Origin of the sequence: Ereboglobus luteus (assembly GCF_003096195.1) — a bacterium.
In the GTDB taxonomy this organism is placed as follows: Bacteria; Verrucomicrobiota; Verrucomicrobiia; order Opitutales; family Opitutaceae; genus Ereboglobus; species Ereboglobus luteus.
Genome location: NZ_CP023004.1, coordinates 3,999,533 through 4,018,777, shown reverse-complemented (window position 1 = coordinate 4,018,777; position 19,245 = coordinate 3,999,533). Strand labels below are relative to the sequence as shown.

The following is a 19,245-nucleotide window of genomic DNA, read 5'->3' as shown; positions in this document are numbered from 1 at the left end:
CTTTTTTGGTCAGCCATTCTCATTTTCATTATCGGGGTCATCCTCGGGGTCGATTTCACCCGAGTCGTCACTGCCAACAACTCCATCTATAATGATGCGGTTCTTGCCAACGACAAATCGGTGACTTCTGGACTCGGGTTCGACGTATGCGTGAAAGGCCTTTTCATTAATTGGCCTGTCATTGTCGGCCGAGACCTCCGCGTCGCAAATAACGACATCGGGCACGATTTCCCTCGCCAGTTTGGCGATGGTAGTGATGTCGGCGTTTTGATGAATGGAATATCTGAGCTTTTCGACAAGCTGGTTTCGCAAATAGTCCTTCGATGCGATTCTTCCTCCATCGATCGTGATAGTGTTAAACCTAATCCAAAGAGGCTGTTCGATGGGACGGTCGAAACAGACATTAAACTCGATGCCGTTTTCCTGTTTTATTATGCCCTTGGTCTCGCCCTTCATGCCGCAGCCGGCGTTGCGTTTCATATAGATGGCTTGGGCGATATCCTCTTTTTTCCCGCCCTCCACGATGCACCAGATGGAGTGGGCGGGGATGCCGCCTTCCTCGATGTTTGATGTATTTTCGTAAACAATGGCTTCGGTGACATCCTTGACGTCCAGAATGGAGGAAAGAATGCCGTCAACGGTTCCGACGGCCGGCAGGGAGAGGGCCCGCGAACGACGTGAGCGCAGGGAATAGTCGCTTTCCTCGTTGACACCTGTGATTTTGGGAGGATTGGGATTGTTCACGGCGGTGACACCGGGCGTAATGGTGATCTGCTTGGTGATTGTATCCGCGAGGCAGATTACCGCGCCGGCTTCCTCGGCTCGAAAATCGAGCTCCTCCGCGTCAACAGGGTCGGATAGCACGGCCGTGTTTTTGAGCACATACCGGTTGCCCTCTCCATCGCTGACGGTGAAGGGTGTGTCGTCGGCATTGTCGAGACCGTGAAGCGTGACAGCGCGGTCGGTGGTGATGGCGACGGTGGTTTCAGTGTAGGAGGCTCCCTGGCGCTCAATGCCGTTGATGGCGCATCGCATGTCGAGGGAGCGGCCAATGGCGAGGTCGGGATCGAAGCTGTTGTAGGTTTGGACCGCAAGGTCGAGCACGTCCTTCACTGCGAGGGCAAAGATGTTGACAAGCTGTCCGTCCGGCGTGTCGGAATCGATGTTAATATCGGGTCCGTAGATGGCCTTGAGGCCGGGTTTGCCATCCGCGCCCTCGACGATGGACTCGATGATCTCGTCGAGGGGCTTTGTCTGTATTCCATTATTATTTATCGTGTTAGGCATTTTGGTGATTGGTGTTTAGGATTTATAGGGTCAAAAGGAGTGCCTCAGAGCGTTTTTGGCGCAATCTAGTGTTTCCGGCCTGGCGCGGAAATTGGTGGGGTGGTGCTGGGGACGGTAAAAGGCCGCTGTCTTATCGCATGGGAACTTGGGATTTTGAGTTGTAGGCCGGCATGTGGTTATGCCACTGACGATGTGGATACCTCCACGGTGCCGGTTTGGGTGCGGGAATAGAGGGTGTTGATTTCGTAGCGGATTTGGATGCCGCGGGTGGCGGGGGCGTCGATGACGTCGAGATCGGTGACACCCATCACGCCCTCGGTGCCGAGGATGATGCTGCGTATCTGGACGAGGAGGGCGAGGCGCTCCTTGCCGCCCAGGAAACGCCACCAGTCGACGCCCGCGTTGATGTCGAAAAAGCAGTCGCCCAGGAAGGACATGAGCCGGGTTTTGATGGACTGCTTGATGGCGTCCTCGTGGCGCAGGTAACTCTGCCTGCCCTTGCCAAAGGTCCAGTCATGATTTGTTCTGTAGTCGGAAGTGACTTGGAGTGCTCGCGTGATCATTTTATTTGTGATAATTTAATATGCGCTGAATCCCGTTTGAATCGATGTTGTTAAATATTAACCATGCATTGAGCCCAAATTTCAGGCACGCAGACATATGCGACAGTGAGTGTGGCGAATAGGATACGTGTGATGAATGGTGAGTCAAAAACGCTGTGTTATGTGTGTGACGAAGGCTGTTTTGCCTTCACTTATCAGAGGTTCAGTTGCAGGCGAGGTTAGGATCAAGATTTATAGGAAGTGCTCTTGTGATCATCATTTTTGCAATGCTACTAATTCATCTTGAATTCTTCGTAAACTGAGGGCCAGGGAACTGAAATCGTTTTGCTGAAAATGGAAAATCATCTCTGAGTTAAGCTCGATGACTAATCTGCAGAGTCGTGCTGTATCGACTCCACCGGCTGTTTGCGTGTTACTGGACATCTGGACTATCCCAGAATTGATTGTGCCTAATCTTGCGGCTAACGCTGCAATCCTTGCCTGCTCGTAGGCCTTGCGCTCCTGCGCCTCCTTAGTAAAGAAGCCGGCGATAGCGAAAGCACCGGAAGCATCCTTTCCTCCTCGATTAGTGATAAACTCGTAATTGCCGTCTCTGTTGATGCTGGAAAAGAAAATGACGCAAAGATCACCTCGATCGATTTTTACATTACTCCCAGCAGGAATAAATACGGGGATACTAACACAAACATGAGCTTCGTTAACAATTTTTCCTTTAACTAAACGTTCTTTTGTGAATACGGATACTGTTTGTGTTTCAGGGTGATAATCTTGTATTTCAGCAATACAGTAGTTTTGAGATTGAGCAGATATTTCTTTTATCAAGTCAGCTTTAATGGTTTCAATTTTCTCATTGACGGCTTTTTCTATCGCATTAGCCATTTCTTTAGAGATATTGTTATCCTGAGCCTGTGCAAACGGTGACAATAAGAATACCGGCAATGTCAGCGCAAATATTAATTTTGTTTTCATGGTGTTATGGGATTCGTTAATGTGACATGAGGTTTCGATTTTTCTATTTTAGCAGCGCGTTCAGTTGGGACTTGATTTGAGTCAAGTCGTCATCAGTTGGCGTAATTCTCTTTCCGGATTTGGTGTCGACTACAAGGCCTTCTATGCATTTAATTACATTGGACAATAATCCGTGAAGGCTTTCTGTTTCGCTTTGCATGCGAATCAGGCCATCCTGGCACGTGGCAATGAGCGCCTTGTTGTTACGCAATTCGACATCACTAGTATTGTAATCAGATATTTTTTTGCTCTTAGGCCGAAATCCGACAATGGCGAGGGCGTCGCTAATATGATGCGTCCGTGGAGAGGCGGGGATAGCATCGGCTTCACCAGTCTCGAACCACGTATCAATATTGCGGTCAGAGAACAGCAGAAGACAGGTGTCACCTACCGCTACCGGCATGGTGAGCGATGCTTTGCCACCAGAAAGAACAAAAATAGGAACCTTTTTTAATATAGGATACTTGATTGGCTTATTGCCATAGACTCCGTTATGATTTATATCAACAGAAGCCGTCTGATCTTCATTATCGAAAGAAACTATGGTGCCGAGCTTGTGACAATTGAGATCGACAAACATGTTTCTTTTAGAGAGATCCAATAAAGATGTTAAGTCCAGACTGGTCGTATCTGTCGCATTGTTTTTCAGGGCGTCCTGCGCATCTTTCTTGGATGTATCTTGCCCGGTGCTCCCTGTGCCACCCTGTGTTTCTTTATTAAATTTATTTTTCTTAACCAGCGTTACTGTCGTGAGAGATTCCTCATTTTTGACAACATTATGCTTATGGGCAATGGCATCAATGACATATTCTCCGGGAAGCGTGCGACTATCAAGCTTTGCCAAGGCTCCAACCATGAGCTGGGGCTCAAAAAGCATATTGACGACAACACTATCACCTTTCCTCTGAGGCGTGCCAATCAATCCATTTTCATGCGATATTTTGAACGATAGATCTTTTGTTGTATTCCAACTTTTTTGCGGAATGACATAAAGACGCTCTTTATCAATAAAGCAGCGCTGATTTGTATATTTTTTGAGTTGTTCCCATGTATTGCCGAAAACCACAAGTTTACGCGAGAACAGGCCATCATCAGTGCTGACTTGGCCGCCAAATTTGCCAATATAAGGAGCCCCAGCCTCGGGCGTGTGAGCCAGATCAGGCATCAGACTCAGGTCGGCCGCGAGAGTCTTGATAAGACTGTCCATGCTGGCATCAGGCTCAAAATCATGCACAGAATAACTCCACGCTATGGCATACAGACCCTCACCTGCTTCTATTATAGTTTTTGTATTATTTTTTTCATGACTGTCTCGGGTTGCCTTAATATCACCATCAAAAACAAGGATGTTATTTCCACCGTATCCAATACTTAATTGAACACGTGCCCACTTTTCAATCCCTGCCTCTTCCTCTTCCCGGGATTTCTCTTTCAATTCATGAATGCGTTTTCGTGTGCTTTCTCCCAAATTATATATGGTGAAATCTCCAGTATTTGCGCTGGGTTTGCCGTCTTTTTTGACTTCAAAATCAATCATGAGGGGCGGCTTGATCACGATCGTATTTTCCTCGTCGCCCCATGAAGACCGCGGTGCGAGTCGAAGTTCAAATGTTTTTTCAAATTTTCTCATTTTCGTGCGAAACAAAGGTTTTCAATGTAATCAATGTCGGTGCCCTCCAATATATACAACTTCACGGTGCCGTCGGCGAGGTCGGACTGGCGCATGGGTTCGCCCTCGGAGAGGGTGACAACGGCAAGGCCAAAGGGGATGATTGCGCGCCAGGGGCGGAGAATGTTTTGCGAGCTGACAAGGCGGATGCCGGAGAGGGCGAAGTCGTCCTCACAATCCAAGTCGAAGAACCAACCGCGCTGTTGTGATACATACTGGAGCGTAAAGTCCACCCTGCGATTGTCCTCAAGGACAAAGCTAAAGCGCTGGCGCGGGGAATCTGAGAGCGGTGGAATGAGTTTCATAGGTCGGGTTGATTTCCGGGATTTATTAAAATACGACTGTTATTGTTGGAATACGGGGAGTCGGAGATGTGGCGATATGTGCGGATCATCCGGCATTTTCGTTCCCGGATGTTTCTTCATCTGGTTTATCCGGATCTGGATTTTCTGGCTCCGGTGTTTCCTCGGATGGTTCTTCGGGTGATTCTTCCTGCTTCGGTTTTTTATCAGGGTCATTATGCTGCTTATTATCCCATATAATGGCGCCCACGGGAACAGCGGCGCCGAGGACCGTGCCAATGGCGGCCACTTTGCTCTTTAGGTTTTTAAAACGTCCGGGTGCGGCTTCCTTTTCCGGGGCCTCAGCCTTGGTATCTCCGATAATACGGATATGCCTGAATTTCATCGTGAATGTGGATGTATAAGATGAAGTTCCGGTCTGTTTAACAGATAGGGATTCTATTGCCATATCATTATAGATGCCCCACGGAGTCTCGACGGTGACAAGCTGCTTGTTTACCCAGAGGTGGTGGAAAAACTCAAACGCCTCCTTCTGCCGACTTTCCAGTTGTGTGCGCTCTTCGTCTTTGTTATATGTTTTATAATCGCTTGCTGCTCCCTTGACGGCGCGATTTTTCGCAATATTTTCTTGTTCCGTGCTATAGGTATTTTTATACAAACTCCAAAGATTTTTTGCCTGCTGCCACACCTTGCGGCCTTCGCGCTCAATACGCTCCGCCTCATTGTAGATCTTATTGGCACTAGTGGCGAACCGGGGAACATAAGCTGCAATAGGATCAAGGGCCTGAACATAGGGTAGGACCTCGCCAAGAAATGCGGGAGGCGTGCTATGCACCTCGGCCACGAGGCCGGTAACCTGAACGGACGCGGGTTTGAGGGTGATATTGTCCTGTGCGATTTTTTTGTCCTCCATGACATACTGGGAGATGTCCGAGGTGAGCTCAACCGTGTCATCCTGCACGATATTAAAAACGTAGCCAGCAATGCCCGGCGGTGCATTGTCGGGACGGACGAGAGCGGTGAATTTTTTGGAGAGCGCGCTAAACGTGCCAGCCGTCTGCGTAACATCATTGAGGGCTCGAATGTTGGACTTGTATGACATGGGGATCAGTAGGATTCGGAGGGAAGCTGGGCGGCGGTCATCTCGATCATCCTGCGGATGGCGTCTTCCGCCGCCTTTTGCGGGCTGACAGAGCCCTCGATATATTGGTTTACGTTTACTGTGGTATTGGGTGCGGCGGCCTCGTCCGCGACGACTCGTTGCGCGAGCGCCAGCGTGGGTTGGGCCAAGAACGCCGGTGAAATTGAGCCCGTCAGGTCCTGGCCGTTTCCGGGCGCGATCCAGTCCATCAGTTTGCCAATGCCGTTTTTGCCGGCATCCTCAACAAGGCTGGACGCCAGTTGCATCGCAGTGCCGACCGGTTCCGCAGCGCCTTGGAGCGAGTCGTAAATCCATGCGAGGTTTTTCTCCGCAAGGGCGTTTCCCTGCACACTGCCAGCCCATGCATCCGTAAAATCGCCGATATGCAAGGATGCTGCAGCGGCATCTCGAAAGCCGGACAGGATGCCGGAGAGGCGTGACGAAGCTCCTCTGGTCGTCGCCGCAAGTTTTTGGGCAAATTCAGAAACACGGACGGGGAATGATGTTGATGCACGATCGCGGTCAGATCCATCAATTCCGTGAAACCCGGGTTTCTCCTGCCGGAACAGATGGAACACATGGTCCCCAATACCCGCGCCGGCGAGGATGGGACGCACAATGGCCGGGGCGAATGTGCTGGCGCATGCGTGCATCTGGTCGAGCACATCGAGCGGATCCTGATCGGGGGAAATGCCAAGCTGCTCCCAAGGTTTACTGTTGCCGATATCCGCGCGACCGTGTTCGGCGGCGGCCTGTATACTCTCAATGGCAGCGGTGATTTCCGCGGGCGAAACATGATGCTGTTGCGCCGCCATCATCCATGCCTCCATGCGATCGGAGGGTAACCGTGTGATGCGAACCAATGTGCTGAGTTTCGCGGCGGCGGTCTCGACCAAGGTTTGGATTTTCAGAAAGGGGTCTTCCAGCGCCAGCAACGCCGAGTCAACCATGAGGGCGGATTGGGCGGGTATTTGCATGGTCCCGTCTGCCGCCGGGCTAGTTTCGCCGGTGTCGGCGTCGGGGGAAATCCCCCATCGGGCAAGTATGTCAGCGAAAGTCATGGGTTGAGGCTGGGATGGATGAACAGAACGACAGTGTGGATTGACGGTTTATACGTGTTTTGGGTGCACAAATCAATGTGGTTTTGGGGCGCGCAGGCGCGATTCCCCGTAAGGCGTTTTTAGATGGTGCACAGACAGGAAAATGCCCATGCTACCCAGCGAATTATGAGTGAGTATTTTTGTTGAGTTCCAGCCATGTGCACGCATAAGCGGCCTCGAAGTCCACATAATCCAAGGCTGCAAGGACGACATGGGAGGGCATGGCCAGGATTTCGTCGGGCCTGCCAAAGCCTTCCTTGGAGAGCCGGAAGGCGATGAACAGATCCTCGGGCATTTCGTTTATGACTTTTGGCCTTTGCTCACGGCATTCGACGCGGCCAATGACTTCCAGTCGATGCCTTTGAAAAAAGGGGCGAGGTTGGTCTTGAGGACTTCCCACGCCGCCTTGAGATAATCGCCGCGCGCCTCCTCCGGTTCGAAGGTTTCGCGGGTGATGCGGGTGTTGTTGTAGAGGCAGGTTTTAAAACACTCCCAGAGGCAGTGCTCCACATCGTCGGAGCCGGCGGCTTGGAGCACGGGCCCGACGATGATGGAGATGTCCTTGCCGGCAAGATTTGCGAGGGCGAGGCCGCTCGTGGCCAGCACGCCGGAGTTTTTAAGCTCGCGGCAGAGCGTCTTGAACAGGCTGTTGCCCGTGGCGAAGGACGCAATTTGAACCTCAAGGGTTGCGCCGCTTGGGAGGGTGATGATGGTATTGTCCATGTGTGGAAACGAGTAGTGAACAGTGGTTGGCGGGCTGAAACCCAGTGGCCGCTAGTGCGTATTCACTGATGGTCCCCGTGTTTTGCATAGATCACACAATCGAACGCGGAGCACTGTTAAAGCTGAGGTTCCAGGTTGCCGCGCCATCCTCCTCCTTGGCTTCAACCTCTTTTGTAAATACGCCGCCTGTGAGGATATAAATGTCATCCCGGACACTGCTGTCGCCGCTGCCAACGCGCTTATTAATCTCGCCTGTGAGCAGGGTGAAGGATGCAAAATCTGCCTTCATGAGGGAGAGCAAGCTGTTCAGAAAACAGTCATCTGGCGATCCCCGAACGAGATTCAAGACGACTTTGCATTGTTGTCCGTCTTCGTTAAGCGTGTATGTGCTGTTGCCGTTTTTTCCAGTTGTGATGCTGACAAGCTGATTTGGAAATTCAATCGTGCCGGCGCCAGTTTTGCCTCCTGTTACAAAAGCAGTGATGATGCGGCCATTGATTTTGACGGTGTCATTACCAGTGAGTATGATATTTGCCATGGTGTGTGGTGATTGAGTGTTTGATGCGTTGGAATGGTGTGGCGGAAATCGGAGGCGCCAAGAAATCCGGACGCCCCCAATTCCCGGTTTTTTATCGATTAATATAGATAATAAGGTTGGTGCTGTGAATTGCCCCGGCGAACTTGATGGCGATTTGAATCAGCGGAGCCTTGCGGGCCTCACGGTCCGCCTGCGGCTGTTCATTAACAGGCTGCGAGTATATGTAATATCCGCGCTCCAGAACATTGCGCCGCAGGGATTCAGGATCTCCAAAAAGCTCGGGCGAATTCCACGAACCGGGGCTGATGAATCCATTGGCAAGAGCCTGCTCGCAAACGAGGCGGTAAGCGCCCTTGAGGAGACTCATGCCGGGTTCGGTTTGCGGCACCTTGGTTGAGGTGGTGGCGAGGACATTGAAGCCTGCAACTTCCATCGCGCCCTTGAACCAGTTAAGGTTGTATACATTATCGAAGTAGTCATTGGCACCGCTAGCGAAGACCTTGGGCAAGCCGGCAATATTTACGTAAACATCGGGGCCGATACGCCGACAGTCAGTAATTACGGTTTCATTGATGAGTGGATCCGGAGTAATCGTGGCCAGATCCTTAAGGTGCATGGTAGCCGTTGTATTGGAGCCGGAGAAGTTGGTGGACATGGCGCGTCCGGCATAGGCAGCGGCCATGAGGCGATGATTGACGGACGCATTCTCGACCGTGTAGAGGAGCATCCGCGTATGTGTATTATTTGCGGCTTTGATTTGTGCGAAAATTCCGTTGCTTCCAAGCGCATCCAGCTCCGGACTGGCCAGAAAAAGGATTTTATTCACGGATTGCACGGCATTGGATGCCGCTATAGCCTCATCATAATCGGCCACAACAGGAGTCTCCGCATCACTATTCGCGGTAACCCACGGATCGAAACCTGTGAGAATGCCGCTATAATAAACGAGATTCTTTGTGCGTTCAATGGCCGTTGCAAGCAGTTCGGCATCCTCCATGAGGATTACTATGAATGCACCACCGCCGGTAAGTATATTGGGCGACTGCGAGAAAATTGCAACAGACGCTTTATAGACGGCACTATTCGTCCCCCAATCCGAAGCAACTGCGGATGGTGTGAGGTAAACAGCATAGCCGGCGTCGGGCGCGTTGATCGGTGTCTCTTTCGTAAAATACGCAAGATTATTGATATTATAGCTGGACAAGCCGGCGGGAGGGGTGCTCACGTCGATCTGAATGACGTTTGTGATGTCGATTTCTGGCATGGTGGTTATGGTGTTTAGTTATGGGTTGTGGGTTGAGTGATGATTTCGACTGGCTGAAATTGATTATAATAATCCACGTTGCCCTCCTTTTTATGAGCTCGTTGTGCGTTGACGGTGATTGTGTAATGATTTGCACGCGTCAACAACTCGGGAGCGTAAGCTTTGGTAAACGCAGTCGGTATCCGGCAAATGTGCAGACCGTGTTTTTCCTGAACCTGCTGGGCGTAAGTGCTGCCCAATGCAAGAACGATTTCGTGGTTGCGCTCATGCGCCTCCTGTCCTGTGGAAAAGATGTTGATACTAATCAGTTCCTGCACCTGCATGGTCTGCACCTCCCAGAAGTTGCTGGATCCTTCTCGAGTCTCATGGCGAACATTATTATTCAAAACCTTTTTTTCGAGGATATCGATGGCGATACGAAGTCCCACCGTCTGCCCAGGTTCGGGATCGCCTTGCTCATAGAGTGCGATTTGCGCCACAGGAAGAGCCATCTCGTGTGCAATGATGCCGGCGATTACTTTGACTGTTTCGAATTCTAACATTGTATTAAAAGTGGTTGATCTGTCGTCTGTAGCTAGACCAAAACTTAAGGGGAGGTGTAGCGTTTTTCGAATTGGTGCTGGAGGGAATCCATTTTCTGGTCTATGCGGTGCAGCAACCGGCTTGACTCCTCATATTTGATCTCCAGTTTTTCAAGGCGTGTTTCATGCATCCCAACTCTATATTGCTCCACGGCAAAAACGCCAAAGGTGGCGCCAATGATACTGATGAATACAACCCATCCGGACAGCGGCATGCTGAATGATGTCCTTGGCTTTATGGGAGGGTGTGTTTCTATACTCATTTTGATTCGAATTTGGCGGGGGTTAGGTTTTTGTTGTGCAGATAACGTCGTGATATTATTCAATGGAAATCATTTTCATAGTCGCTCATGGCAGGTATTTGGGGGATATTGATTCGTGATGCTTGGACTGGGCGTTTGATGCTGAGGAAATGCGTGTTGTATCATTGGTGGCGTATGTGTATTCATCGACGGATCCTAAGATCGTGCCAGCGATGGTCATTATAAAGCCAACAATAGTTTCAACGTGCTCCAGACTGATTTTACCGAGGGCAGAAAAATATCCACCAATGGTTGTTAGGGCATGGCGAATGATGGATAGGGCGAATTGAAGCTTGCTGCCAGTGGCGAGGTATTCATCGACACTGCCCCAGATGGCACCAGCGAGAGTAAAAATAGCGCCGGATAGCCAGTTTGAAACAAGTTCAGTTGCATAGCCTTTTGCTAGAAGATATCCGCCGAGAAATGTTGCTGCGTGGCGAATGAGGGAAAGGAAGGAATCTTTCATGCGCGAATGTGTGCGATGGACATTTGATTTTGGATTTACAGATTGCCGCTGATGCTTGATGCGTGAAAAACGTATAGGAGGATCACTTCTAGTGATTCATTATGATAGGCATAATTCTCGTCTTGCTGGTCTCATCGGTGATTTTTCCTTGAGATGTTTCGATGATTTGCATGAGATTTTTTGTGATGTGTTTATGGTAATGGTGGAAAGCGGAAGCACAGGGTCGGTTCCAGATTACTTTGGATCGTGGAATGAGCAGGAGAATAGTGGTTCCGACGCTATCCGCCAAGGGCGCATCCGTGTTATGCTATTCGATCCAATTTAGAGAGGAAAATGCAGGAATATCGGATGGCAAAAAAATGGGGAACAGGGAGATAATAGAATTATTTTTAATAATGGGAATGTTCAACGTTGAAAAAACGGAAACTGTTGGACATTGAACAAAGCAACACAGGAATGTAAAATTGGGGGATTTGTAGTAGACAGGACTCGATTTAACAGGGTAAAGAGAGTGGGCGTAAAAAATGCCAGTTTAGCTGTAGTAGACAGGACTTGATCTGACAAGGAGAGGTGAGTGGGCGGATAAAATGTCAGATTAGTTATTGATGATTATAGGTTGTTGATTGAGGGTGTCGACTTTTTGTTTCCATAGCGGTATGGCGTCGAGCCAGGTTTTCCATGGTGTTCGACCGCAGCACATCTTGCCTTGGTGCGTTCGCTCGTGGTTGTAGTAGCGCATCCATTCGTCGAGATCCGCCTGCAATGACTCGATGTCTTGATAGAGTTTTTTGCGGAATGTTATTTGATAAAACTCTTGCAGGATCGTTTTGTGGAAGCGTTCGGCGATGCCGTTGGTTTGCGGGCTTTTGGCCTTGGTCTTGGTGTGGTCGATATTGCTGATCGCCAGATACAGTTCGTAGGGGTGTTGCTCGGGCCTGCCGCAGTATTCGGTGCCGCGGTCGGTGAGGATGCGCAACACTCCCATGCCGCCTTCCTCGTGGAGCGGCAGCACGCGTTCGTTGAGCAGGTCGACCGCGGGAAGCGGTGTTTTTGTTGTGTAGAGTTTGGCGCAGGCGACTTTGCTGTAAGCGTCGATGTAGGTTTGCTGGTAGATACGCCCGACTCCTTTGATGGTGCCCACGTAGAAGGTGTCCTGGCAGCCGAGATATCCGGGGTGCGCGCTTTCTATCTCGTTGTCGATCACATCGTCGTCGGCCTTGCGTTCCAAGGCGACGACTTGCGCCTCGGTGAGCACCGCGCCGGTTTTGGCGATGTGCGCCTCAAGTGCCTTGAGCCGCAGCTTGAAGGGTTGCAGCTCATGTCGCAGCCATACCGAGCGCACTCCGCCCGCCGAGATTATCAGGCCTTCCTGACGCAGTTCATTGGCCACTCGCACTTGTCACAAGGCTGGATTGTCCAATGCCAGTTCGCAGATGCGTTTCTCAATGCGCTCGTCCACCCGGTTTTTGTGGTTTGGCGCACGCCGACTTCTATCGATCAATGCTTCCATAGGCGACACTACACTTCTCTAGCGCTACCATCCAATGCCTCTCGCACTGCCGACATGCGCAAACGCAATGTTCGTTCATCAACATGTAGCTGTGTCGCAAGTGCGCGCATGGTCATGCCTTCGGTGTACTCTGGAGCTACAATATAGACCAACGCCATGAAACGTCCAAAGGCGGCACGCCAACGGTTGTCATCGCGACATCCTGGTGGTGGTATGACCACAGCGAGGATGCGTCTCATCGCCTCCAGTGCGTGAGCGCGCGAATCCATATCGGACTCTTGCGACTGAGCCACCCCGTCAATCACATCTCCTGGATGTATCCACGATGATATTGCTTCGTCATCTAGACGTTTCCGGGCGGCTCCTTCACGCGCCGCCCAGTCACTGACTCTTCTGTTCATTTTAAACCTCCCACCCATTTTCTTGACGCGTAAACTTCCAGTCTGTGTTTTTTCGTATTGATACTTATATTCATTTGTTTGCTTATTTGTTAACCTGAGCTTGAGATTGAATGTGCCTATCAACCGCATCGCTTTTTCTATTTTCATTCTTCAATTCAAGACACACTGGGCAAACCCCTTGCATCGTCATGCCCACCGGTGTGTCTGCCCTTGCCGCCCGGAAGCCCAGCCCTATACCACATTGTCCGCATACCCATTGCACGCAATATGGTGCGGCATCATTCTCAGTCTTTTGCACCCACTTGGCCACATGCGGCAATTTTGAAAGCAGCCCCCACTCTTTCTCCGTAACACAGGCCCTCACACGCGCCCAATGATTGCCTCTGTTTTTTGGAAAATATCCCCAAAGCAACTGTGAAAGAAAATGCCGTGTAACACCTACCTCCTGCGCAAGTTTCCCTAAGTTTGTTCCCCGCGCCCGTAGCGTCTTGCGGAAATTATAAATTGCTGGGTGTGCTAATCCACTCATGGCATTTTGTTTCCTTCCGTACAATGCGCATTTTGCCGCTCGACTGACACACACTCTCTCTCCGTATGTGAGGGAAGCTCATTTTGCACACGCTGGGTAGGGGACTCTTCAGGTTTGACCATGGCGCTCACCACATGCGCCGTGCGACGTCGGTTCAACGCTTGCATGACTGCGCTCCAGTAACGTCGTTGAGCGCGTTGAAGTTTTCCTGCTATCCTCTCCACACGCCATCGAAGGAAGCCATTTCGCAACCTAACCAAATGCCTTATTAACCGACTCATGTCGCCCCCTTTCCCTTCAATTTGGGCAAGGTGTATTGATCCATGCCTTTTCCTGGTCGTAGGAAATGACGCCGCAGTATTTTATTGATATAGGTGCTAGCCTTTATCCCACGGTACGTCTTTATCCGCACAAGCACCGCTACAACATCGGGGTCAAGCGTCACAGTGATGCGCACCTTTGGGGAATCCTTCATGAGTGAGTCAGTCATGGTACAATCATATGTTTTTGATGGATTTCAATCTTGCTTTTCATATTTATATGATAAATCATACTTATTTCCTATGAAAGCATCTACAAAAAAAGTCAGATTAACACTGACGATAGACCGCGATTTGCATCGTGAATTGAGAGCCGAAGCGGATGTCCGCTATGGGGGAAACATTTCCAAACTAATCAATGAATTGATTCGTGAAATACGTGGCGAAGATTTCGCGGTAGCTGTACAACTTTCCACCGGACAGACGCTAACGCAAGTCGACATCAAGGCCATCGCCCGCTGCGTGTTAAAACTTCAGCGCTAATTATTCGCAATACCCTCTGCTTTGGTGCAAACCACCGTCGAGAAAAAGATCAGAGAAAAAGATCAACTTTAATGATAAGCGTAGGTAAGAGATGTGTGTGTGGAATGCATGTCTGAAAAACGGAATATGCTTTCTGGAATGCAAAGCCCGTGGGTAGTTTTTTCGTGCATGTTCGGAGGGAAATTTCCCACGCGTGGGAAATTTGATTTTCGGGGGGATTTTCAGTTGCGAGGCGGCACGATCAACTTGGTACGGATATGCGCGGCGACCTCGGACAAATCATAATAGACAAAATGCCCGAGACGGTGATGCGGAATCCGGCGCTCCTGCGTCCAAGTGCGCAGCGTGCGAATGGAAGGCCTGCGTCCCTGCGGAAAAATGCCGCTGAAACGCAGCCCGTTGATGTCGATGAGTGAGGTGAGGTCATGGCGGGCGTGACTGTGCTCATGTGTATGGTGGTGTCGGTGTGTGTATCCATAGTTTGCATACACCCGGCACCTCGTAAGCCGGCGCAAGCCACCTTGGGCAGGGCTGCTTGCACCGTGCTGCATGAGCACGGTTGGCAATCTATGCCGCAAGCTGGCGCGCCTCGGCAGGCTCGGCGGATTCGGCAACGGAAACAGTTGCAACCTTGGCGGGGCTTTCAACTGGAACTTTCCTCGGCAAAATATTGAAAAAGGCTTCCGTCTCGGCGGGGCTTTTCACGTCGAGGTAATGGCGGCGGATGATCGCCTCGGAGTTGCCCGCCTGCAAGGCGGTGTCGCCCATTGAGCGGAACTTCGCCACGTGCATCGAAATGAACGTGTGTCGCATCACGTCATGCGAAAGTCCGAACCGCTTCGCCACGAATGCGCGCAGATGCTGCATGTTCGGGATGATGATCGGGTGCTCTGTGAGTGGATAGGCGGCGAGCCATGCGGCAAGGTTTGGCTGAATGGTTATGTTGCGCTTCATATCAACCTTGGATACCTCCGGCTCAATGTGGATGACGCCCGTCTCCAGATTCACGTTTTCAGCGGTGAGTTTGGAAATCTCGCCTGTGCGCAGGCAGGGGCGTATTCCCGCAAACAAGCAGAGTGCGAAAAACGGTGCCATGCAGCCTTGCTCGTAACTTTCGACAAATTCCATCAAGGCGGCGGCCTGCGCTGCGGTGAGCGTGGCCGCCGTGCCTCGTTTGTGGGCGATGCGATACTGGGGAATCTTCACCATGGGGTTGCTTGCAATCCACTCGTTTACCAACGCGAATTTGAAAAACGTCGAGAGAACGCCCCGCCGATTGTTGAACGTTTTGAGGGACGCATTCTGTCGGCTGCAATAATCGCGGATCAAGGCGGGCGTCACGCCAGAGACATTCGTGCAGGACGTGTGTTTTGTGAACGAGGCAAGCGTTCGGCGAATCGTGGTGTGCTGCGGGGCGGAGATCAGGCCGCTTGCCAGGTCAGCGTCGCGCTGTTTCCGATAGCTTTTCAACGCATCAACCAACGTGATGTCCTTGTCCGGCTTCGGGCAATTCGTCAGGGCAAAATCGACCAAGTGCGAAAGCGAGCGTTTGTCGTCCCTGATTTTCAGGAACACAGACTCGGCTTCGCGCAACTCGGCATCGGCAAGAAAGGTGCTGACGAGTCGCAAATTCGAATCGGCAGCCTTGATTGCTTCGAGAGCCTGAGCGTCCTTCTCCGCTACCGCATCCTTGCGGCTTTGGAAATTTTTGCGAATGCGTTTTCCGTTAATGAAGCCGTCGACTTGATAGACGACTTGGCCCGATGGATTTTTGAACGGGCGTATCTTGAACGTGGAGGATTTTGTTTTCATCGCTAGATTTGCCACGTAAACCTGTCAAATCTAGGATTCGTCCAGTCTAACCTATTGTATCCCAACGGTTAAACTGGCGGAGAGGGAGGGATTCGAACCCCCGGAACCGTTGCCGGCTCACCTGATTTCGAGTCAGGCGCATTCGACCACTCTGCCACCTCTCCGTGACTTTATGACGAAACACGCGACGCTACGGGTTGATTCGCAAAACGGAAGCAGAAAGTTTCGGGTTTTGAAATTTTAGGGCGGCACAAGAGGTTTTTGAATGTCATTTCGGCCCTGATTTCGACGGGTGATATTCCGGCAGTAGGCGTGCAATAAGGCGCCGTGCCGCTTGATTTAATGGGGCTTCCCTGTTTACTGGCAAACTCATGGACACCACTTCTCTCATCATCTTCATCATAGTCGGCGCGTTTGTCGGATGGCTTGCGGGCGTTATCATGCGCGGCTTCGGATTCGGCATTATCGGCAATATCATTGTCGGTGTCGTTGGCGCGTTCATCGGCACATGGCTTTTTGCCAACGTTCTCAAAATTCAAAATATCGTTTCCCCGCTCGTCGATCTTGTCATTTATGCCATGGTCGGCGCGATCATCTTGCTCATTGTGCTCGGGATTTTCCGCAAAATAGTAAAGTAAGGGCGGGACGGCATCATCACGTGCCGACGGGTTTGCGCGGAATTGCATCATGCCGTGATTGTGAGGCAACTTTCGCAATCCCATTGGCACGCTTGCCCAACTCACCGTCGAAGTTGGAGGCGAGAGTTGCGTATCCCCGCCGGAGGGGCGACAAACGCGACGGTTTCGAGCGTTAGCGACGGTCTGCCAACCGCCCTGCCAATAACGGTCGCACTGTGGCGAAGGGAAAGGCTCGACCCGGTGCGACTCCGCCGATGTTCTTTGTGATGCAATAAATCCCGGCATTACCCCATGAGCATCCGCAAAATCGCAGCCATCACGAAACTTTCCACAGCGACCGTTTCGCTGGCGCTGCAAAACAGCGCAAAAATATCCGCTGCCACCCGCGCGCGCGTGGCGGGCGCGGCGCGGCAAATCGGTTACAGACCCGATGCAAAGGTGGCCGAGCTCATGAGCCGGATACGTCATGCCTCGAAGCCGGGCGACGGTGCCTGCTTTGGTGTCATTTCACTTTACGACACGCCGCGCCCTTGGGAAAAATCGCTTCACCTCGCCCGTCTGCATGAGGGCATGTCCGCCCGCGCCGGGGCGCTCGGCTATCGGCTGGAGCCGCTCTGGATGCGCGCGCCCGGCATGAGCATGAGGCGTTTTCGCGGCGTGCTTGATGCGCGAGGAATCAACGGGCTTCTTTGCTTTGGCAGTCCGCGGCTTGATGCCGAGCTGCCGCGCGAGCTTGATCATTACGCCATCGTGACACAGGGCCTGAGCATCCGGACGCCGCTGCACCGCGTGATCAACCATGCTTACAACGACACGATCCGCGCGCTCGACCGTCTGCATGAAATGGGCTACCGCCGTCCCGGTCTGCTGCTTGGCGAATACGAGGACGAGCGCGGAGGCATGGCAAACGCGAGCGCGTATCTGGGCTGGTGCGAGCGCAGGCTGGGCGTCCCGGGCGGCGTGCCCATCCTGCGCATGAATCGTATCGATGAAAAGCCGTTGCGCCAGTGGCTGCGCTGCCACGCTCCCGACGCCATTATCATCGCGCATTTGTATGATGTGCTGGCCGATTTTTCCCGCGCGCTCGCGAAGATTGGCGTAAAAGTGCCGGAGGACGTGGGGACGCTTGCGTTGAGCCAGGTGCTGGAGGGCACGCCGTTTTCGGGGTTTCAGGAAAACCAGCGCCTCATGGGGGAGTGGGCCGTCGAGATGCTTGTGTCGCGCATCATCAACGGCGATTTCGGAATCCCCCGGCATCCGCGTTTTGAAATGGTGGAGAGTGTCTGGATCGAGGGAGAATCACTCAGGCCCGTGCCGCGCGGGTTCGCCTAATCAGGGCTGGGTTTCCAGGAGGGCGCGAAGAGACCTTGCCATGTCCTTGCCGAACAGGCGCGCGTGGTCCACCGTCACGGCGACGCCGTTTGTTGTGCCGATGTCCGCGGCGAAGGCGTAGGGTATTTCCAATGTCATGGCTGCGATTGTTTCGGGGAGGGTCATGAACCATGTGTTGCATTTCAACAATGCGGGGGTCTTTGAGTTTTTGGCTATCCGGTTGTGGGATTTTTTGTAGTAGAGCGGGCTTTTTCTTTCCGCCTCAAGTATGGAGCAATAGCGGTTCACATTGTCCGAAATCTTTCTGTTTAATTCGGCAGCCTCGGTGAAGAAGAAGAGAGTTTTTCCTTTTTCGCTGGGGCAGTGCATGTCGAAGAGAACCGCGGGGCGGCCGTCGATCCATTCGGTGACTTGTTTCTTGAATGCGCGGACAGTTGGGTGAATTTCCTTGGCGTAGTCGCGGTTGTGATCGTGGGGTTTGCGATTCTTGCCCTGGTCGCCGTCCTCGACGCCGTCCTTGTCCATGAAGGGCACGATGAGAAAGTCGGCGTGTTCGCGCAGCCAGCGTCCGTCGGGCGTGTCGGAAAGGATGGTTTCAATAATGCCTTCGAGGGCATAGTTTGCCATCGACTCGCAGGCGTGGTGCCTTGCGGTGAGGACAACTTTGAAGCCGCTCTTTGGGTTTTGTCCGGTGATGCGGAACAACTCGGCGTTTCTGCCCTTGGTTGTTTTGCAGAGCGTGCCGGTTTTCAACACGGGGTTTGTTTTGTGTTTTTCGAGGAAGGCATTGAGTTCCTTCCCGGTGTAACTGGGGCTGAGGCTGAAAAACACCTCCGCGTCATCCTTGCCGAATGTGTATTTGAAGGAGGAGGAGACGTCGGAGTAGGGGAGGTTGCCGGTTTTGTTGTAAAGCCATGCCCATGTTTTTCCGCCGTCCTTGCTGATCGCCGGGCCGAGGTAGCTGATGATTTTGTCGTCGAACTGGAACTCCAGCGTTTTGCCCTGCGCGCCCCGGACGCGGAAGGACCAGTAGAACCATCTGCCCTTGGTGTCGCGCAAATCTTGTTTCAGTTGGATGACGTCCTTGCCGATGTCGACGACGATGATGTTGCCACCCGGAAAGCCGGCATCGATTTCGACTTTGGGTTTTTCGGATGCGACCGCGGCGGAGCCAGCAAGCAAAAGAATCGCAATGAGTGATGACAGGATATGTTTTTTCACGGGGCTGGTTTTATTCTCTTTGGGTTTAATTTCTTCGGGTTCAACTCATCGAAGT

The 19,245-nt window shown here is 51.9% G+C and carries 20 protein-coding genes, 1 tRNA gene and 1 pseudogene; 2 read left to right on the top strand and 20 right to left on the bottom strand.

The window, feature by feature from the left end:
- Window positions 1-9: 9 nt before the first annotated feature.
- The 16 genes and pseudogenes from CKA38_RS14595 to CKA38_RS14525 all read right to left on the bottom strand — a co-directional run bounded on the left by CKA38_RS14595 (window position 10) and on the right by CKA38_RS14525 (window position 13,002).
- Complete coding sequence (locus CKA38_RS14595) at window positions 10-1,287, bottom strand: baseplate J/gp47 family protein (RefSeq protein ID WP_108826223.1); 1,278 nt, start codon at window positions 1,285-1,287, stop codon at window positions 10-12.
- Window positions 1,288-1,463: 176 nt separating this feature from the next.
- Window positions 1,464-1,850: a contractile injection system sheath initiator gene (locus tag CKA38_RS14590; RefSeq protein ID WP_108826222.1), complete on the bottom strand. Its 387-nt coding sequence runs from the start codon at window positions 1,848-1,850 to the stop codon at window positions 1,464-1,466.
- Between the two features lie 255 nt (window positions 1,851-2,105).
- The gene (locus CKA38_RS14585) at window positions 2,106-2,819 is read right to left on the bottom strand and encodes a hypothetical protein (protein WP_152032890.1); all 714 of its coding nucleotides are present in this window, start codon (window positions 2,817-2,819) and stop codon (window positions 2,106-2,108) included.
- Window positions 2,820-2,862: 43 nt separating this feature from the next.
- Complete coding sequence (locus CKA38_RS14580) at window positions 2,863-4,488, bottom strand: baseplate hub protein (protein ID WP_108826220.1); 1,626 nt, start codon at window positions 4,486-4,488, stop codon at window positions 2,863-2,865.
- Complete coding sequence (locus CKA38_RS14575; protein WP_108826219.1) at window positions 4,485-4,832, bottom strand: phage baseplate plug family protein; 348 nt, start codon at window positions 4,830-4,832, stop codon at window positions 4,485-4,487. The genes CKA38_RS14580 and CKA38_RS14575 overlap by 4 nt, the downstream gene beginning before the upstream one ends.
- A gap of 85 nt (window positions 4,833-4,917) precedes the next feature.
- Window positions 4,918-5,931 (bottom strand): phage baseplate protein, encoded by a 1,014-nt coding sequence (locus CKA38_RS14570; protein WP_108826218.1) that lies wholly within the window; start codon window positions 5,929-5,931, stop codon window positions 4,918-4,920.
- A gap of 5 nt (window positions 5,932-5,936) precedes the next feature.
- Entirely contained in the window at window positions 5,937-7,031 is a 1,095-nt protein-coding gene (locus CKA38_RS14565) for a hypothetical protein (RefSeq protein ID WP_152032889.1), read from the bottom strand.
- Between the two features lie 163 nt (window positions 7,032-7,194).
- Window positions 7,195-7,365, bottom strand: a complete 171-nt coding sequence (locus tag CKA38_RS15820) for a hypothetical protein (protein WP_161554943.1) — start codon at window positions 7,363-7,365, stop codon at window positions 7,195-7,197.
- Between the two features lie 5 nt (window positions 7,366-7,370).
- A complete protein-coding gene (locus CKA38_RS14560) occupies window positions 7,371-7,793 on the bottom strand; it encodes a hypothetical protein (protein WP_108826216.1) in 423 nt (140 codons plus the stop codon).
- 91 nt (window positions 7,794-7,884) lie between these two features.
- Entirely contained in the window at window positions 7,885-8,331 is a 447-nt protein-coding gene (locus tag CKA38_RS14555) for a hypothetical protein (protein WP_108826215.1), read from the bottom strand.
- A gap of 91 nt (window positions 8,332-8,422) precedes the next feature.
- Window positions 8,423-9,595 carry a DUF3383 family protein gene (locus tag CKA38_RS14550; protein WP_108826214.1) on the bottom strand — a complete coding sequence of 391 codons (1,173 nt, stop codon included), beginning with the start codon at window positions 9,593-9,595 and terminating at the stop codon, window positions 8,423-8,425.
- A 14-nt stretch (window positions 9,596-9,609) separates the two neighbouring features.
- Window positions 9,610-10,137 carry a hypothetical protein gene (locus tag CKA38_RS14545; RefSeq protein WP_108826213.1) on the bottom strand — a complete coding sequence of 176 codons (528 nt, stop codon included), beginning with the start codon at window positions 10,135-10,137 and terminating at the stop codon, window positions 9,610-9,612.
- 44 nt (window positions 10,138-10,181) lie between these two features.
- The gene (locus CKA38_RS14540) at window positions 10,182-10,391 is read right to left on the bottom strand and encodes a hypothetical protein (RefSeq protein WP_108826212.1); all 210 of its coding nucleotides are present in this window, start codon (window positions 10,389-10,391) and stop codon (window positions 10,182-10,184) included.
- A gap of 133 nt (window positions 10,392-10,524) precedes the next feature.
- The gene (locus CKA38_RS14535) at window positions 10,525-10,944 is read right to left on the bottom strand and encodes a Pam3-gp28 family putative phage holin (protein ID WP_108826211.1); all 420 of its coding nucleotides are present in this window, start codon (window positions 10,942-10,944) and stop codon (window positions 10,525-10,527) included.
- A gap of 595 nt (window positions 10,945-11,539) precedes the next feature.
- Window positions 11,540-12,454, bottom strand: a pseudogene (locus tag CKA38_RS14530) (IS481 family transposase); the annotation flags it as partial.
- Between the two features lie 8 nt (window positions 12,455-12,462).
- Complete coding sequence (locus CKA38_RS14525) at window positions 12,463-13,002, bottom strand: hypothetical protein (RefSeq protein WP_108826210.1); 540 nt, start codon at window positions 13,000-13,002, stop codon at window positions 12,463-12,465.
- A 945-nt stretch (window positions 13,003-13,947) separates the two neighbouring features.
- Between CKA38_RS14525 and CKA38_RS14515 the strand changes: the two genes are divergently transcribed.
- On the top strand, window positions 13,948-14,187 hold the full coding sequence (locus CKA38_RS14515) for a hypothetical protein (RefSeq protein ID WP_108826208.1): 240 nt from the start codon (window positions 13,948-13,950) through the stop codon (window positions 14,185-14,187).
- A gap of 567 nt (window positions 14,188-14,754) precedes the next feature.
- Here the strand turns inward: CKA38_RS14515 and CKA38_RS14510 are convergent.
- The 3 genes from CKA38_RS14510 to CKA38_RS17010 form a co-directional block, all read right to left on the bottom strand.
- Window positions 14,755-15,999: a site-specific integrase gene (locus CKA38_RS14510; protein ID WP_108826207.1), complete on the bottom strand. Its 1,245-nt coding sequence runs from the start codon at window positions 15,997-15,999 to the stop codon at window positions 14,755-14,757.
- 74 nt (window positions 16,000-16,073) lie between these two features.
- Window positions 16,074-16,163 (bottom strand) — tRNA-Ser (locus CKA38_RS14505).
- Between the two features lie 6 nt (window positions 16,164-16,169).
- Window positions 16,170-16,688 (bottom strand): hypothetical protein, encoded by a 519-nt coding sequence (locus CKA38_RS17010; RefSeq protein ID WP_236919059.1) that lies wholly within the window; start codon window positions 16,686-16,688, stop codon window positions 16,170-16,172.
- Between the two features lie 240 nt (window positions 16,689-16,928).
- Here CKA38_RS17010 and CKA38_RS14495 point away from each other — a divergent pair, with 240 nt between their 5' ends.
- A complete protein-coding gene (locus CKA38_RS14495) occupies window positions 16,929-17,969 on the top strand; it encodes a LacI family DNA-binding transcriptional regulator (RefSeq protein ID WP_108826205.1) in 1,041 nt (346 codons plus the stop codon).
- Here the strand turns inward: CKA38_RS14495 and CKA38_RS14490 are convergent, their stop codons facing one another.
- Entirely contained in the window at window positions 17,970-19,190 is a 1,221-nt protein-coding gene (locus CKA38_RS14490; protein ID WP_161554942.1) for a M14 family zinc carboxypeptidase, read from the bottom strand.
- Window positions 19,191-19,245: the final 55 nt, after the last annotated feature.

What these genes read in the sequence shown, in the direction of transcription:
- CKA38_RS14595 (WP_108826223.1), bottom strand. Translation starts at nt 1,287, where the DNA reads ATGCCTAACACGATAAATAATAATGGAATACAGACAAAGCCCCTCGAC.
- CKA38_RS14590 (WP_108826222.1), bottom strand. Translation starts at nt 1,850, where the DNA reads ATGATCACGCGAGCACTCCAAGTCACTTCCGACTACAGAACAAATCAT.
- CKA38_RS14585 (WP_152032890.1), bottom strand. Translation starts at nt 2,819, where the DNA reads ATGAAAACAAAATTAATATTTGCGCTGACATTGCCGGTATTCTTATTG.
- CKA38_RS14580 (WP_108826220.1), bottom strand. Translation starts at nt 4,488, where the DNA reads ATGAGAAAATTTGAAAAAACATTTGAACTTCGACTCGCACCGCGGTCT.
- CKA38_RS14575 (WP_108826219.1), bottom strand. Translation starts at nt 4,832, where the DNA reads ATGAAACTCATTCCACCGCTCTCAGATTCCCCGCGCCAGCGCTTTAGC.
- CKA38_RS14570 (WP_108826218.1), bottom strand. Translation starts at nt 5,931, where the DNA reads ATGTCATACAAGTCCAACATTCGAGCCCTCAATGATGTTACGCAGACG.
- CKA38_RS14565 (WP_152032889.1), bottom strand. Translation starts at nt 7,031, where the DNA reads ATGACTTTCGCTGACATACTTGCCCGATGGGGGATTTCCCCCGACGCC.
- CKA38_RS15820 (WP_161554943.1), bottom strand. Translation starts at nt 7,365, where the DNA reads ATGCCCGAGGATCTGTTCATCGCCTTCCGGCTCTCCAAGGAAGGCTTT.
- CKA38_RS14560 (WP_108826216.1), bottom strand. Translation starts at nt 7,793, where the DNA reads ATGGACAATACCATCATCACCCTCCCAAGCGGCGCAACCCTTGAGGTT.
- CKA38_RS14555 (WP_108826215.1), bottom strand. Translation starts at nt 8,331, where the DNA reads ATGGCAAATATCATACTCACTGGTAATGACACCGTCAAAATCAATGGC.
- CKA38_RS14550 (WP_108826214.1), bottom strand. Translation starts at nt 9,595, where the DNA reads ATGCCAGAAATCGACATCACAAACGTCATTCAGATCGACGTGAGCACC.
- CKA38_RS14545 (WP_108826213.1), bottom strand. Translation starts at nt 10,137, where the DNA reads ATGTTAGAATTCGAAACAGTCAAAGTAATCGCCGGCATCATTGCACAC.
- CKA38_RS14540 (WP_108826212.1), bottom strand. Translation starts at nt 10,391, where the DNA reads ATGCCGCTGTCCGGATGGGTTGTATTCATCAGTATCATTGGCGCCACC.
- CKA38_RS14535 (WP_108826211.1), bottom strand. Translation starts at nt 10,944, where the DNA reads ATGAAAGATTCCTTCCTTTCCCTCATTCGCCACGCAGCAACATTTCTC.
- CKA38_RS14525 (WP_108826210.1), bottom strand. Translation starts at nt 13,002, where the DNA reads ATGAAAATAGAAAAAGCGATGCGGTTGATAGGCACATTCAATCTCAAG.
- CKA38_RS14515 (WP_108826208.1), top strand. Translation starts at nt 13,948, where the DNA reads ATGAAAGCATCTACAAAAAAAGTCAGATTAACACTGACGATAGACCGC.
- CKA38_RS14510 (WP_108826207.1), bottom strand. Translation starts at nt 15,999, where the DNA reads ATGAAAACAAAATCCTCCACGTTCAAGATACGCCCGTTCAAAAATCCA.
- CKA38_RS17010 (WP_236919059.1), bottom strand. Translation starts at nt 16,688, where the DNA reads ATGATGCAATTCCGCGCAAACCCGTCGGCACGTGATGATGCCGTCCCG.
- CKA38_RS14495 (WP_108826205.1), top strand. Translation starts at nt 16,929, where the DNA reads ATGAGCATCCGCAAAATCGCAGCCATCACGAAACTTTCCACAGCGACC.